This window comes from Pseudoxanthomonas taiwanensis, assembly GCF_010093135.1.
In the GTDB taxonomy this organism is placed as follows: domain Bacteria; phylum Pseudomonadota; class Gammaproteobacteria; order Xanthomonadales; family Xanthomonadaceae; genus Pseudoxanthomonas; species Pseudoxanthomonas taiwanensis.
In genome coordinates, this window is the sequence record NZ_PDWK01000071.1 from 1 (window position 1) to 14,355 (window position 14,355).

General features: G+C 71.0%; 9 protein-coding genes and 1 pseudogene. 5 read left to right on the forward strand and 5 right to left on the reverse strand.

The genetic code is table 11. The features are described from left to right. Window positions 1-120: 120 nt before the first annotated feature. Complete coding sequence (locus CR938_RS12030; protein ID WP_162125246.1) at window positions 121-1,008, reverse strand: LysR family transcriptional regulator ArgP; 888 nt, start codon at window positions 1,006-1,008, stop codon at window positions 121-123. Between the two features lie 101 nt (window positions 1,009-1,109). On the opposite strand from CR938_RS12030, the gene CR938_RS12035 reads away from it, so the two are divergent. Beyond that, window positions 1,110-1,739 (forward strand): LysE/ArgO family amino acid transporter, encoded by a 630-nt coding sequence (locus CR938_RS12035; RefSeq protein WP_162125247.1) that lies wholly within the window; start codon window positions 1,110-1,112, stop codon window positions 1,737-1,739. 16 nt (window positions 1,740-1,755) lie between these two features. On the opposite strand, the gene uxaC is transcribed toward CR938_RS12035, so the two are convergent. From uxaC to CR938_RS12050, 3 genes are all read right to left on the reverse strand, one after another. Next, on the reverse strand, window positions 1,756-3,180 hold the full coding sequence (uxaC, locus tag CR938_RS12040; RefSeq protein ID WP_162125248.1) for a glucuronate isomerase: 1,425 nt from the start codon (window positions 3,178-3,180) through the stop codon (window positions 1,756-1,758). 43 nt (window positions 3,181-3,223) lie between these two features. After that, window positions 3,224-6,088, reverse strand: a complete 2,865-nt coding sequence (locus CR938_RS12045) for a glycosyl hydrolase 115 family protein (protein ID WP_162125249.1) — start codon at window positions 6,086-6,088, stop codon at window positions 3,224-3,226. Window positions 6,089-6,153: 65 nt separating this feature from the next. Then, a complete protein-coding gene (locus CR938_RS12050; RefSeq protein ID WP_162125250.1) occupies window positions 6,154-7,461 on the reverse strand; it encodes an MFS transporter in 1,308 nt (435 codons plus the stop codon). 393 nt (window positions 7,462-7,854) lie between these two features. On the opposite strand from CR938_RS12050, the gene CR938_RS12055 reads away from it, so the two are divergent. From CR938_RS12055 to CR938_RS12070, 4 genes are all read left to right on the forward strand, one after another. Then, entirely contained in the window at window positions 7,855-10,740 is a 2,886-nt protein-coding gene (locus tag CR938_RS12055) for a TonB-dependent receptor (RefSeq protein ID WP_425502450.1), read from the forward strand. 121 nt (window positions 10,741-10,861) lie between these two features. After that, window positions 10,862-12,343 carry an MFS transporter gene (locus CR938_RS12060; protein WP_162125251.1) on the forward strand — a complete coding sequence of 494 codons (1,482 nt, stop codon included), beginning with the start codon at window positions 10,862-10,864 and terminating at the stop codon, window positions 12,341-12,343. 22 nt (window positions 12,344-12,365) lie between these two features. Further along, on the forward strand, window positions 12,366-13,385 hold the full coding sequence (locus CR938_RS12065; protein ID WP_162125252.1) for a glycoside hydrolase family 43 protein: 1,020 nt from the start codon (window positions 12,366-12,368) through the stop codon (window positions 13,383-13,385). A gap of 7 nt (window positions 13,386-13,392) precedes the next feature. Next, entirely contained in the window at window positions 13,393-14,202 is an 810-nt protein-coding gene (locus CR938_RS12070) for an aldose epimerase family protein (RefSeq protein ID WP_246191081.1), read from the forward strand. 16 nt (window positions 14,203-14,218) lie between these two features. On the opposite strand, the pseudogene CR938_RS12075 reads toward CR938_RS12070, so the two are convergent. Further along, window positions 14,219-14,355, reverse strand: a pseudogene (locus CR938_RS12075) (IS5-like element ISCARN85 family transposase); the annotation flags it as partial.

The window sequence follows — 14,355 nt, forward strand, 5'->3', positions numbered from 1 at the left end:
GGAAGTCCGAAAGCGGGCTTGTTTCAGAGCGCGGGACGCGCTTGCGGAGCGCTTGAGCAGCGAGAAATCCGCGCTGCCGACCGAGTCGGGGGCTTCGCCGGGTCGAATTTCAACAGGCTGCTAGCGCAGGTGTCCGGCCGCCGCCCGGCGCAGGGCGCGGCCCAGCCGCTCCAGCAGTTGCGAGCGCACCGCCGCGTGCTGCCAGTACAGCGGCACGTCGAGCCAGCGCTTCGGATCGGGGATGACGATGCGGCCGGCCGCGCGTGCCGGCCCGATCAGCGATTCCGGCGCCAGGCACCAGCCCAGGCCCAGCGCCGCCGCCTCGACGAAGCCGGTGGAGGAGGGCAGGTAGTGCACCGGCGGCGCCAGCCGCGCGCGGGTGATGCGGCGGATGAAGCGCCACTGCAGTTCGTCCTTGCGGTTGAACACGATCAGCGGCGCCCGCGCCAGCGCCTCCGCGTCCATCCCGCCGCGGAAGTGGCGCGCGGCGAAGTCCGGCGAGGCGATGGGGTGGTAGCGCATGGCGCCCAGCGGCAGCGCGTTGCAGCCCTGCAGCGGCCGCGCCTGGCCGGTGACCGCGCCGAGCACGCTGCCGTCGCGCAGCAGCGCCAGGGTGTGGTCCTGGTCGTCCACGCGCACGTCGAAGATGTAGCCGTGGTCCCGGTGCAGGGCGGCCAGCGCCGGCAGGAACCAGGTCTGCAGCGAGTCCTCGTTCACCGCCACCGGGACCGCGTGCGGCGGCGCGCCGGGGACGGCCATGAAGTCGGCCAGCGCCTCGGCTTCCAGCGCCTGCATCGGCCGCACCCGGCGCAGCAGGCGCTCGCCGGCCGGGGTTGGCCGGCACGGCGACTGGCGCAGCACCAGCACCTGGCCCAGCCGGTCCTCCAGCGCCCGGATCCGCTGCGACACCGCCGAGGGCGTGATCGACAGCCGCCGGGCAGCGGCCTCGAAGCTGCCTTCCTCCAGCACGGCGGCGAAGGCAGTCAGCTGCGGGTGGAGCAGGTCCATGGAGGATAAGAAACGCTAAGGGCGGGAAAGAATTATTAGCTAGCCTTCAGCACCGCGGCAGGCCAGCATTGGCCGCCCTCCCTCCGTCCCGGGGTTGCCGCATGCTGTTGTCCGCCGCTTCCGCCGGCCTGGCCGCCGGTGCCGGCCTGATCGTCGCCATCGGCTCGCAGAACGCGTTCGTGCTGCGCCAGGGCCTGCTGCGCCGCCATGTCGGCCTGGTGGTGGTCACCTGCGTCCTCGGCGACATGGCCCTGATCGCCTGCGGCACCGCCGGCATGGGCGCACTGGTGCGGCAATGGCCGGTGCTGCTGCAGGCGCTGCGCTTCGGCGGCGCGGCCTTCCTAGGCGCCTACGCGGTGCTGGCCGCGCGCCGCGCCTGGCAGGGCTCGGGCGGGCTGGCGCCGGGCGTGGACGCGGAGGGCGGCCGGCGCGCCACGCTGCTGGCGTGCCTGGCCTTCACCTTCCTCAACCCGCACGTATACCTGGACACCATGGTGCTGCTGGGCGGCCTGTCCACGCGCTATCCGGGCAGCGGGCGCTGGGCCTTCGCCGCCGGCGCCAGCCTGGCCTCGGTGGGCTGGTTCACCGCGCTGGGCTACGGCTCGCGGCTGCTGGCGCCGGTGTTCCGCAGCCCGCGCGCCTGGCGCGCCCTCGATGCACTGGTGGCGCTGGTGATGGGCACGCTGTGCCTGCTGCTGCTGGCCCGGCCGCTGCCCCAGGCCGGGCCCTGACGGGCGCGCCGCGCGCCTACAGCCGGTAGGCGCGCTTGGGCAGGCGGTAGGCCAGGTCGATGGCCGTCTCCACCGCCTCGTCCTCGTCCATGCGGTGCTCGGCCACCAGCCTGGCCAGCACCGCGCAGTCGATGCGGCGGGCCACGTCGTGGCGGGCCGGGATGGAGAGGAAGGCGCGGGTGTCGTCGTTGAAGCCGACGGTGTTGTAGAAGCCGGCCGTGCTGAGGGTCTGCTCGCGGAAGCGCCACATGCCCTCGGGCGAGTCGTGGAACCACCAGGCCGGGCCCAGGTAGAGGCACGGGTAGTGTCCGGCCATCGGCCCCAGCTCGCGCGAGTAGGTGCTCTCGTCCAGGGTGAACAGGATGAAGGTGAAGCCCGGCTCGTTGCCGAAGCGGTCCAGCAGCGGCTTGAGCGCGTGCACGTAATCGGTGGCCAGCGGCAGATCGGCGCCGACGTTGCGGCCGTGGCGGGCGAACAGGTGCGGGTTGTGGTTGCGGTAGCAGCCCGGGTGCAGCTGCATTACCAGGCCGTCGTCCAGGCTCATGGCCGCCATCTCGGTCAGCACCTGGCCGCGGAACAGTGCCGCCTCCTCGCGTGAGAAGCCGCCCTTGAGGATCCTCGAGAACAGGCGCTCGGCCTCGGCACGCGACAGGTTGGCGGTCAGCGCGCTCTCGTGGCCGTGGTCGGTGGAGGTGGCGCCCATGGCCTTGAAGAAGGCGCGGCGCTGGCGGTGGGCGTGCAGGTAGCCGTCCCAGGTGTACACGTCCTCGCCGGTGATCTCGCCGAAGCGGCGCAGCGCGTCGGCGAAGGCCTCGTACTCGGGGTCCACCACCTCGTCCGGGCGGTAGGCGGTGATCACCCGGCCGTTCCAGCCGCTGTCGCGGATGGCTTGGTGGTGGGCCAGCGGGTCCAGCGGGCCCTCGGTGGTGGCCAGCACCTCGATGCCGAAGCGCTCGAACAGGGCGCGGGGGCGGAAGTCCGCGGTCTGCAGCGCGGCGGTGATGGTGTCGTAGTAGTGGTCGGCCGTATCGGCATCCAGGCGCACGCGCAGGCCGAACACGTCGTGGAACACGTGGTTGAGCCACAGCGAGGAGGGCGTGCCGCGGAACAGGTGGAAGTGCGCGGCGAACAGGCGCCAGGCCTCGCGCGGGTCCACCGGGGCACGGCTGCCGTCGGCGCGCGGAATGCCCAGCGCGTCCAGGCCGATGCCCTGGCTGTAGAGCATGCGGAACAGGTAGTGGTCCGGCACCAGCAGCAGCTCGGTGGCGTTGGCGAAGGGTGCGTTGCCGGCGAACCAGGCCGGATCGGTGTGCCCGTGCGGGCTGATGATCGGCAGCGTGCCGACCTCGGCGTAGAGGCGGCGGGCGATCGCGCGCTGGGTCGGGTCGGACGGGAACAGGCGGTCTTCGTGCAGGTGCAGGGGGCGGCCGGGGGTACTCATGGGACGCTCTTCGGTTCGTGGATGCGGGGGCGGGGAGCGGGCCTCAGCGGCGCGCACTCTCCACCGGCCCGAGGGTGGTGGGTGGCAGGGGCCGGCGCGCCAGCTCGATGCGCTGGAACACCAGCGCAGGATCGACCAGCCACAGCTTCACCGTGTTGGCGCCGGCGTGCACGCGGTGGCGGGAACGGGCCACGGGCCCGTTGTCGATCACCGCCGCTTCCCAGGCGGTGAAGTCCGGATCGCCGGGGCTGGGATCCAGGCGGATGTTGACCAGTTGCGGCGGCTCGTCGTTGACCGAGACCGCGTAGCGCAGGCCGCCGCGGTTGCGCACGTCCAGGGTCGGCGAGACCAGCACGCGCAGCTCGACCTCGCCGTCCTCGTGCATCACCACCGGGTATTCCAGGCGCGCGCCGTCGCCGCCGGGCACCAGCGGTTCGCCGGTGGCCGGCCAGGCGGCGACCGCCGACAGGGTGCGGCCCAGGGTGGGGATCACCTGCCACCGCCCGCCGGGCGGCGGCACCGCGCGGGCGTAGTGCTCGGCCTCGATCGCGACCACGCCGTTGCCCTCGACGAAACCGCGTGCGCCGGCGTGCCGTGGCGGCTTGTGCACCGGCACGGTCACGTACACTTCGGTCCAGTCCTGGCCGCGGATGTAGACCACACCCTCGTGGCGGCCTTCCGGCAGCGCGTCCCAGTCCACCTCCAGCCGCAGCGGCTGTTCGTCGGCCACTTCGCCGGCGGCCGGGGACACCTTCAGCCAAGGCGTGCGGCTGGTGGCTGTGAAGGCAATCGGTGCCTGGCCGCGGTTGAACACCACCACCTCGCGGGTCGGGGCGGCGACCGGATCCAGCTCCGGCAGGCGCGGGGCCTTGAGCAGGGCGGGGTAGGCCAGCGGATCGCCTTCCACCGCCACGCCGGTCACGCCCTTTTCCGGCGCGTCGACGCTGGCCAGCGCCGGCAGCACGTTGCGCGGCGGCGACTGCCAGTGGGTGTAGCCGATGCGCGGCTGGCTCATCATGTGGATCCACTTGCCGCCGGCGATGTCCTGCTCGTACACGCGCTGCAGTTCGGCATCACGCGCGAACAGTTCGCGCGCCCGGTCCGCCCAGGCATTGGCCGAAGCGCGGCCCTGGGCGGCGTAGAGCCGGTTGCGCGCCACCGCCACGTGCAGGTGGTTGAGGTTGGCGCTGGCCAGCACCGGGTATTCGACCAGCTGGTACCAGGCGTCGCGATGGCTGGCCGGGATCTTCGGCGCCAGTGCCTGCACCTGCGCCACCAGCGCATCCCATTCGGACAGCACGCGCCCGGCCTCGCGGTCGTGGACCAGGCTCCAGGTGGCGGCGTCGATCAGTTCCGGCTTGCGCCGCGCGTTGAGCCGGGTATAGCGGGTGAGGATGTCACCGATGGCCTGCGCATGCGCCGGGCCGAACTGCTCGGCCGCCCAGCGCGCCGGGTAGGTCCTGATCCATTCCAGGTCGGCCGCGTCCGGATCCCAGGCCTGGTCGAGGAAGGCGCTGATCGGCAGCTCCAGCGGCTTGATGTCGCCGACGTTGACCACCCACAGCCGCTCCACGCCATGGGCCCAGGCCAGGCGCATCTGCTCCCAGGCGCGCTCGATCTGGGTGCTGTTGAGCCACTTGTAGTTGCGCGGGCCGCCGACGTAGTCGAAGTGGTAGTAGACGCCGTAGCCGCCCGGGCGCCTGTCGGCCGGGTCGGGCAGGCGGCGGATGTTGCCCCAGTTGTCGTCGGAGAACAGCAGGGTCACGTCGTCGGGCACGCGCATGCCCTTGTCGTAGTAGTCCTGCACTTCCTTGTAGAGAGCCCACACCTGCGGGGTCTGCTCGACGGGCTTTCCGGTGACCTCGCCGATGATGCGGCGCTGGTCGGCCACGATCCGTTCCAGCAGGGCGGTGGCGGTCTCCTCGCTCATCGGCTCGTCGCCGTCGCCGCGCATGCCCAGGGTGACCACGGCTTCGCGGCCCTGCAGGCGCTCGATGCCGCCGCGCCAGAACGCCTGCAGCGTTTCCGCGTTGCGCCGGTAGTCCCAGGGGCCCTGGCCATAGCGCGCCCATTCGTGGTGCGCGCGCATCATCGGCTCGTGGTGGCTGGTGCCGATCACCACGCCGTAGGCGTCGGCCAGCTCGGCGTTCTTCGGATCGTCGTCGTAGAAGGCGCGCGGCAGCCACATCGCCGGCCACAGGAAGTTGGCCTTGTGGCGCAGCAGCAGCTGGAACACGCGCTCGTAGAACTGGTGGTTGGTGCCGCCGAAGGTCGCCTTGCTCCAGCCGCCCAGGGCCGGGTCCTCGTCGTTGATGAAGATGCCGCGGTAGCGCACCTTGGGCGCGTCGACGAAGCGGCCGGGGGCGATGTACAGGGCCTCGCGTCGCGGTGGCGGCACGTCGGCCCACCAGGTCCAGGGCGAGACGCCGATCCGGCGCGACAGCTCGTACAGGCCGTAGGCGGTGCCGCGGCGGTCGGCGCCGGCCACCAGCAGGGCGCGCTCGATGCCCGGCTCCGGCCGCTCCACCACCTGCAGCAGGTAGGCCTCCCAGGTGCCAGCCACGTCCGTGGTGTCCACGCCCTGTTCGCGCACGATGCGGTCCACGCGCGGGCTGTGGCCCAGGGTGCCGGCGATGACGGCCATCCGCGGCGTGGCGTCCTCCGGGGCGGCGCGGCCGGCCACCGCGGCCAGGTCCTCGCGCAGCGCCGCCGCGGCCAGCCGCACCGCCGGAAAGTCGGCCGCATCCACCAGCACCGGCAGCGGCGTGCCGCGTTCGATCAGCGGCAGCGCGCCGGCGGTGCGGGGGGCGCACACCGCGGCCGGGGGCCGGCAGTCCTCGCGCGCCCGGGCGGCGGAGGGCAGCAGGAACAGGGCGCCCAGCAGCAGGGCGAGATGGGGCTTGGTCATCGCGAGCCTCTTGCAGCGCCGCGGCCTTGCGCCGGCCGCGGGTTCGTTCATGGTGCCCCGGCGGATCAGGGGGCGGGGTCGCGCGGCAGGTCCAGGCGCGCCGGCTCCAGGCGCGGCGCCAGCAGGTGCACCACCAGCAGCGCGACCACGTAGGCCGAGCCGGCGACCAGGAAGATCGTGCCGTAGCTGCCGGTGGCCTGCAGCTGCGCGCCGGTGAACAGCGACATGGCCATGCCGCCCTCCGCACCGGCGAAGCCGCCGATGCCGACCACCGAGGCCACGGTCTGGCGCGGGAACATGTCCGAAGGCAGGGTCAGCACGTTGGCCGACCAGCCCTGGTGGCCGGCCATGGCCAGGCCGATCAGGCCCACCGCCAGCCACAGGTTGTCGACCTGGGTTACCAGCGCCACCGGCGCAACGCACAGCGCGCACACCAGCATCGCGCCCTTGCGCGCGCGGTTCATGTTCCAGCCCATGCGCACGAAGCGGCCCGCCAGCCAGCCACCGGCGATGCTGCCCACGTCGGCCATCAGGTACACGGCGATCATCGGCGGGCCGATGGTGGCCAGCGACAGGCCGTACTCGGAAGCCAGGAACTTGCCCAGCCAGAACAGGAACAGCCACCACACCGGGTCGGTGATGAACTTGGCGGCCACGAACGACCAGGACTGGCGGTGGCGCAGCAACCGCAGCCACGGCACCTTCACCGTGGGCTCGGGTGGGTCGGAGCGGATGTGGGCCAGTTCGGCGGCCGACAGGCGGGGCTGCTGCTCGGGCGGACGGTAGCGGGCCAGCCACAGCGCCAGCCAGGTGGCGCTGAGCACGCCGGTGCACAGGAACGCCGCCTGCCAGCCCCAGGCCGCGGCCACCACCGGCACCACCAGCGGCGCCAGGATCGCACCGATGTTGGAGCCGGCGTTGAAGATGCCCACCGCGAAGGCTCGCTCCCGCTTCGGGAACCATTCGGCCACGGTCTTGACCGCGGCCGGGAAGTTGCCGGCCTCGCCCAGGCCCAGGGCGAAGCGCGCCAGGATGAAGCCGGCCACGCTGGCGGCCAGCGCATGGCCCATCGCCGCCAGCGACCAGATGCCGATGGCCAGCGCGTAGCCGATGCGCGTGCCCAGCCGGTCGATCACTGCGCCGGCGCACAGCAGGCCGATGGCGTAGGCGGCCTGGAACGCGGTGACGATCCAGCCGTACTGGATCTCGTTCCAGCCGATGTGGTCCTGCAGGAACGGGGCCAGCACGCCCAGCACCTGGCGGTCCACGTAGTTGATGGTGGTGGCCGCCAGCAGCATGGCGCACACGCGCCAGCGGTAGCGGCCCACGCGAGCGGCCGGAACGTTCCCGGCCGGAACGGGCTCGGCGCTCATGCCTGCGCTCCGCGCGTGCTGTGCCGCAGCACCTTGCGTTCGATTCTGCGATGCAGCATTTTCGAATGCTCCCCTCCGGCGCGGGCCGGTTGCCGTCATTGGTATCGCTATCATTAACACACGTGGGAAAAGTGGGCCAAACCGGTGCGCCCTCGGCGCCGGTCCACGGGTACCGATACGACGTATGCACGTGGAATCGCGCGCTTTTTGCATTGCACTGCAGCATGGATCGCGCTTGTCTTGCGTGCCCTATGTGGGAGCGCTACCATCGCGCCGCTCGCAGAACCGGCTTTTTTGCCGCGATGCAGCAAAACCAATGAGCACAGACAACTGAACCGGATCGCCGCGGCATCACCGCGCTACGGCGAATCACCAGAAACGGGAGGGAGTACGGTGAACAAGAAACTGTGCAAGACCGAGCTTTCGCGCGCGCTGGGGCTGATGTGCCTGGCCATGGCCAGCGGCGCTGCGATCGCCCAGGACGCCGGCCCGGCCGCCGCGCCCGCGCCGCAACCGGAGGCCCAGCAGCTGGACGCCGTGGTGGTCCGCGGCTTCCGCCAGAGCCTGCAGTACTCGACCGAGGCCAAGCGCGAGTCCACCGGTTTCACCGATTCGATCTTTGCCGAGGACATCGGCAAGTTCCCTGACACCAACATCGCCGAGTCGCTGACCCGCATCCCGGGCATCCAGCTCTCCCGCGACGTCAACGGCGAAGGGCTGAACATCGGCATCCGCGGCCTGGGCAACAGCTTCACCAAGACCACGATCAACGGCGCGTCGGTGGCGACCGCCTCGATCGGCCTGGACGCGACCAACCAGAACCGCGAGGTCGACCTCAACCTCTTCCCGACCGAGTTCTTCAACCAGCTGACCGTGTACAAGTCGCCGGTGGCCAGCCTGCCCGAGGGCGGCGCCGCGGGCGTGGTCAACATGCGCAACATGCGCCCGTTCGACCTGGGCGCCGGCGGGCACGTGACCTACTCGCTGCAGGCCGACTACAACGACATCAGCGAGAAGACCAGCCCGCGCGGCTCGGTGATCGGCAGCTGGACCAACGACGAAGGCACCTTCGGCGTGCTGGCCGGCGTCACCTCGACCCGCGGCCGGCTGGGCGTGGAAGGCTTTGAGACCATCGGCTGGACCAACCCGAACCTGACCAACGTGCAGTGCGGCACCGGCGCCTCGGGCTTCCCGCCGCGCGGCAGCGTGTGCGACCGCAACGGCGGCAACGGTTGGCGCATCCCCGACACCGTGCCCGACAACGCCGCCACCCTCGGCGCCGGGCTCACCCCGGGCCAGGTCATCGACCGCGACTGGCTGCTGGCCAACAACCCGGGGCTGAGCATCGAGCAGATCGGCGAGGCGCTGATCCCGCGCCTGGGGCGCCCGGTGCACATGTCCGGCGACCGCGACCGCGACGCATTCCTGGGCTCGGTCGAGTGGCGCCCGAACGAGAACGCCAACTTCTACCTGGACGTGCTGTACGCCAAGGCGCACCGCACCAACGATCGCATCGACCTGAACCTGATCGGCCGCAACGGCAACATCATCCCGCTGGACATGAAGGTGGACGCCAACAACGTCGTCACCAGCGCCACCTTCACCAACGCCCAGTTCTTCCTCGAGGCGCGCCCGTACCGCGAGGACGTGCAGTACTGGCACATCACCCCGGGCGGCACCTTCTGGTTCAACGACGGCAACGCGAAGCTGGACGTGCAGGCCAACATGAGCCGCAGCTGGATGTTCCGCGAGTCGCCGACGATCCTGTTCAACTCGCCGTTCACCACGCTGCAGTACACCAACGACGGGGGCATCCCGCGCTGGACCACCGACCTGGACCTGAACGACCCGAACCTGGGCTGGACCTGGGACGGCGGCGGCCGCGTCTGGGCGCAGAACGAGAAGCGCGTGACCGAGACCAGCGGCGTGCGCGCCGACCTGCAGCTGGGCGAGGATCGCAACAACGTCAAGCTGGGCGTGGCCTGGGACGAGAACTTCCGCCGCATCCAGGGCTTCGGCGACACCGGCAGCGACTGGCAGCCGTACGCGTTCTCGCAGGTCACCGACGCCGACCTGGCCGGCTACATCCTGCCGGGGCCGGCCGGCTTCGTGACGGTCGACTTCGACCGCTTCATGCGCGACACCAACTACGCCCGCTACCGCGACGCGGCGCCCGAGGCGGCCGGCCCGAACACCGGCGGCGCCACCGGCGGCTTCAAGGAGCAGACCAGGGCCGCGTACATCGAGGTCAACACCGAGGCCGACGTCCTCGGCCGCGCGCTGCGCCTGAACGCCGGCGTGCGCTACGTGGCCACCGACCAGAAGATCAGCGGCCCGGTGACCATCGGCGGCGAGCGCTTCTGGCAGACCCTCGAGGGCGACTACACCGAGTGGCTGCCCTCGTTCAGCGCGGCCTGGGACGTGGCCGACAACGTGGTCCTGCGCATGTCCGGTTCGCGCACCATGACCCGCCCGAACCCGAGCTCGATGCTGCCGGCCACCACCTTCACCGACCAGTCGGCGCAGGTGGCCAACCAGGGCAACCCGAACCTGACCCCGTACATCTCCACCAACTTCGACCTGGGCGGCGAGTGGTACACGGGTGCCGAGGGCTTCGTCGGCCTGACCCTGTTCAACAAGCGTGTCGAGGGCTACACCTACCAGGGCGTGACCACGATGCCGTTCCGCAACCTCGGCATCCCGTTCGACTCGCTGACCGACGCCCAGCAGCAGGCCCTCAACAGCCGCGGCGGCCCGGACGTGGCCACGGTCAACGTGCAGCAGCAGGTCAACGCCGACGCCGAGCTGGAGATCCGCGGCTGGGAGCTGATCTGGGTGCAGCCGCTGGGCTTCGTGTTCGACGGCCTGGGCTTCATGGCCAACTACACCGACCTGGACATCAAGACCCTGGGCAAGGACGCCGACGCCCTGGCCGGCAACGTGTACGGCGTGTCCCCGTCGCTGTGGAACGCCACCCTGTACTGGGAGAACGCGGTCGCCTCGGTGCGCCTGTCCTACAGCTGGGCCGAGGGCGCGGTCGGCACCGGTCCGAACCAGCAGGGCATCGGGCCGGCGCAGATCTACGGCGAGGACCGCGGCCAGCTCGACCTGTCGGCCAGCTACACGCTCAGGAACGTGCGCAGCCAGCCGCAGCTGACCCTGAACGTGCTTAACCTGACCGGCGAGGAGCGCCGTTCGAACTTCTGGCACGACAACGCGGTCAACGACCTCTACGACCCGGGCACCACGGTCATGGTCGGCATCCGCGGCAGCTTCTGAGCGGCGATCGAGCGCCGTGACGAGGTGACCCACCAGCGGCCCGCTCCGGTGCCTGGCACCGGGCGGGCCGTTCACCATCCGCGGCCGCGGGCGGCCGCAGGCTTCCACCACGGAGCGCCACGTGACCGATAGCAGCAGCGAAATCCTCACGGTACGGGAAAAGGTCGGCTACAGCCTGGGCGACCTGGCCGCCAACCTGATCTTCCAGACCCTGGTCACCTTCCTGGCGTTCTTCTACACCGACGTCTACCGCATCCCCGCCGGCATCGCGGCGCAGATCATCTTCGTGGTCGGCCTGCTGGGCGCGTTCGTGTTCACGCCCCTGGTGGCGGTGCTGGCCGACCGCACCCACAGTCGCTGGGGCAAGTTCCGGCCGTGGATCCTGTGGACCGCGGTGCCCTTCGGCGTACTCTCGCTGCTGGCCTTCACCACCCCGGACCTGGGGCCCGGGGGCAAGGTCATCTACGCCGCGGTCACCTACACCCTGCTGGTGCTGGTGTACGCGGCCAACAACCTGCCGTACGCCGCCCTCTCCGGCGTGCTGACCGGCAACATGGCCCAGCGCAACAGCCTGTCGTCCTACCGCTTCGTGGCGGTGATGATCGCCCAGCTGATCGTACAGGCACTGCTGCTGCCGATCGTGCTGATCCTGGGCGACGGCGACCGCGTGCGCGGCTTCCAGAACGCGATGCTGCTGTTCGCCGTGGTCGGCACCGTGTTCTTCCTGGCCACCTTCTTCACCACCCGCGAGCGCGTGGTGCCGGCGCCGGAGCAGAAGTCCAGCATCCGCCAGGACCTGGCCGACCTGGTCCACAACCGGCCCTGGCTGGTGATGCTGGCCGGCACCATCCTGGTGTTCATCACCCTGGCGCTGAAGGGCGGCATGTACGTGTACTACTTCAAGTACTACATGGACGAGGCCGCCCTGGCCGCCTTCCTGGAGAACATCGGCTTCAACGGCTTCATCGCAGGCCTCAACGCCGCCCTGACGGGCATGGGCCTGGCCGGCTTCCACTGGCCCGAGGATGCGCCGACCTCGGCGCTGAGCCTGTTCAACGGCTCGGGCATCGTGCTGATGATCGTCGGCATCGGCTTCTCCAAGCCGCTGGCCGACCGCTTCGGCAAGCGCAACGTGTTCGGCGTCTTCCTGTTCCTGTCCACGCTGTGCCTGCTGGTGTTCTGGTTCTTCCCGCCGCAGGCCGCGGGCGCGGCCATGCTGGCGCAGGTGCTGCACGGCTTCTTCTACGGCGTCACCGTGCCGCTGCTGTGGGCGATGGTGGCCGACGTGGCCGACTACTCGGAGTGGCGGAACAACCGCCGCGCCACCGCCATCATCTTCTCCGCGATCCTGTGCGGCCTGAAGGTCGGCCTGAGCGTGGGCGGCGCGCTGGTGGCCGGCATCCTGGCCCACTACGGCTACGTGCCCGACCAGGCCGCGCAGCCGCCCGCCGCCCTGGACGGCATCCGCCTGGCGGTGAGCGTGTACGCCTCGCTGCCGTTCCTGCTGTGCGTGGCGCTGCTGTTCTTCTACGAGATCGACAAGGCGATGGAGTCGCGCATCGAGCGCGACCTGGCCGCCCGCCGCGGCGGCCAGCCGGCCTGACCCGTCCCCGAGGAGCAAGACCATGGCAGACAAGGAATACACCCGCGAGGAGATCGAGGCGCTGGCGGCCCGCTCCATCGCCCAGCCGCTGGTGACCCACATCTACACCGCCGACCCCTCGGCGCACGTGTTCGAGGGCAGGCTGTACATCTACCCCTCGCACGACATCGAGACCGGCGCCGCGTTCGACGACGACGGCGGCCACTTCCAGATGCGCGACTACCACGTGTTGCGCCAGGACAGCCCGGACGGCCCGGTGACCGACTGCGGGGTGGTCCTGGACGTGGCCGACGTGCCCTGGGCCGACCGGCAGATGTGGGCGCCTGACGCGGCCACCCGCGACGGCAGGTACTACTTCTACTTTCCGGCCAAGCGCGCCGACGGCATCTTCCAGATCGGCGTGGCCGTGGGTGACCGCCCCGAAGGCCCGTTCAGGCCCGAGCCGGAACCGATCCCGGGCAGCTACTCGATCGACCCGGCGGTGTTCCGCGACGACGACGGCGAGCACTACATGTACTTCGGCGGTCTGTGGGGCGGCCAGCTGCAGAAGTACCGGGACAACCGCTACGACCCGGCCCATGCCGAGCCGGCGCCGGACGAGCCGGCGCTGGGCCCGCGCGTGGCGCGCCTGGACCACGGCATGAAGCACTTCGCCGAGGCCCCGCGCGAGGTGGTCATCGTGGACGAGGACGGCGTGCCGCGGCGCGCCGGCGACCACGACCGCCGCTACTTCGAGGGGCCATGGATGCACAAGTACCAGGGCCGCTACTACCTGTCGTACTCCACCGGCAACACCCACTACCTGTGCTACGCGGTGGCCGACGACCCGTACGGTCCGTTCGTGTACCAGGGCCGCATCCTGGAGCCGGTGGTGGGCTGGACCACGCACCACTCCATCGTCGAGTTCGGCGGCAGGTGGTGGCTGTACTACCACGACTCGGTGCTGTCCGGTGGCGTCACCCACCTGCGTTCGGTCAAGGTCACCGAGCTGCACTACGACGAGCAGGGCCGCATCCGCACCATCCACCCCTATGGCGGCTGAGCCGACGATGCTGGCCACCGACCCGCTGGCGCCAGGCCCGCTGCTGGAGCTGGGCACCGGCGCGCTGGCGGTGACGGGGGCGCCGGCGGCCGGCGGCCGCATCGCCCAGATCGCGGTGGACGGCGAGCCGCAGCTGGTCGGCCACGGCGAACACGGCAGCACCGCCGCCATCGCCTGGGGCTGCTATCCGATGCTGCCCTGGGCGGGGCGCATCCGCCGCGGCCGTTTCGCCCTCCGCGGCGCCGAGTACCGGCTGCCGGCCACCCTCGGCGACCATGCCATCCACGGCGTGGGCTACGTGCTGCCGTGGCAGGTGGTGGCGCACGCGCCCGACCGGCTGGAGCTGGCGCTGGCGCTGCCGGAGGACGCACGCTGGCCGTTCGGCGGCCACGCGCGCCAGCGCATCCTGCTCGACGGTCGCCGCCTGCGCCTGGAGCTGGAGGTGGCCGCCGGGGCGCAGGCCATGCCGGTGGTGCTGGGCTGGCATCCCTGGTTCCGCAAGCCGCAGCGGCTGGAGTTCGCACCCGGCGCCATGTACCCGCGCGACGCCGAGGGCATCGCCGTGCTGCCGACCGTGCCACCCGCGCCGGGACCGTGGGACGACTGCTTCCTCAACCAGGCGCCGGTGGTGCTGCACCGCGACGGCCGGCGCCTGCGCCTGACGTCGGACTGCCGGCACTGGGTGGTGTTCGACGAGCCGGCGCACGCCACCTGCGTGGAGCCGCAGACCGGCCCCGCCGACGCCTTCAACCTGGAACCGCGGGTGATCGAGCCCGGCCAGGCCGCCTCGGCCTGGTTCGAGCTGGCCTGGGACTGACTAGGGCCTGTTAACACTATCGCAACGATTCGACGATCAGTGCGAAGTGGATGAAGGCCGCGAACATGACGTCGAGCTTGTCGAAGCGGCTGAAGATGCGGCGGAACCCTTTCAGACGGCGGAACAGGCGCTCGATTTCGTTGCGGCGCTTGT

Excerpts from the sequence above, each read along its gene's own strand:
- CR938_RS12030 (WP_162125246.1), bottom strand. The coding sequence starts at position 1,008 with ATGGACCTGCTCCACCCGCAGCTGACTGCCTTCGCCGCCGTGCTGGAG.
- CR938_RS12035 (WP_162125247.1), top strand. The coding sequence starts at position 1,110 with ATGCTGTTGTCCGCCGCTTCCGCCGGCCTGGCCGCCGGTGCCGGCCTG.
- uxaC (WP_162125248.1), bottom strand. The coding sequence starts at position 3,180 with ATGAGTACCCCCGGCCGCCCCCTGCACCTGCACGAAGACCGCCTGTTC.
- CR938_RS12045 (WP_162125249.1), bottom strand. The coding sequence starts at position 6,088 with ATGACCAAGCCCCATCTCGCCCTGCTGCTGGGCGCCCTGTTCCTGCTG.
- CR938_RS12050 (WP_162125250.1), bottom strand. The coding sequence starts at position 7,461 with ATGAGCGCCGAGCCCGTTCCGGCCGGGAACGTTCCGGCCGCTCGCGTG.
- CR938_RS12065 (WP_162125252.1), top strand. The coding sequence starts at position 12,366 with ATGGCAGACAAGGAATACACCCGCGAGGAGATCGAGGCGCTGGCGGCC.
- CR938_RS12070 (WP_246191081.1), top strand. The coding sequence starts at position 13,393 with ATGCTGGCCACCGACCCGCTGGCGCCAGGCCCGCTGCTGGAGCTGGGC.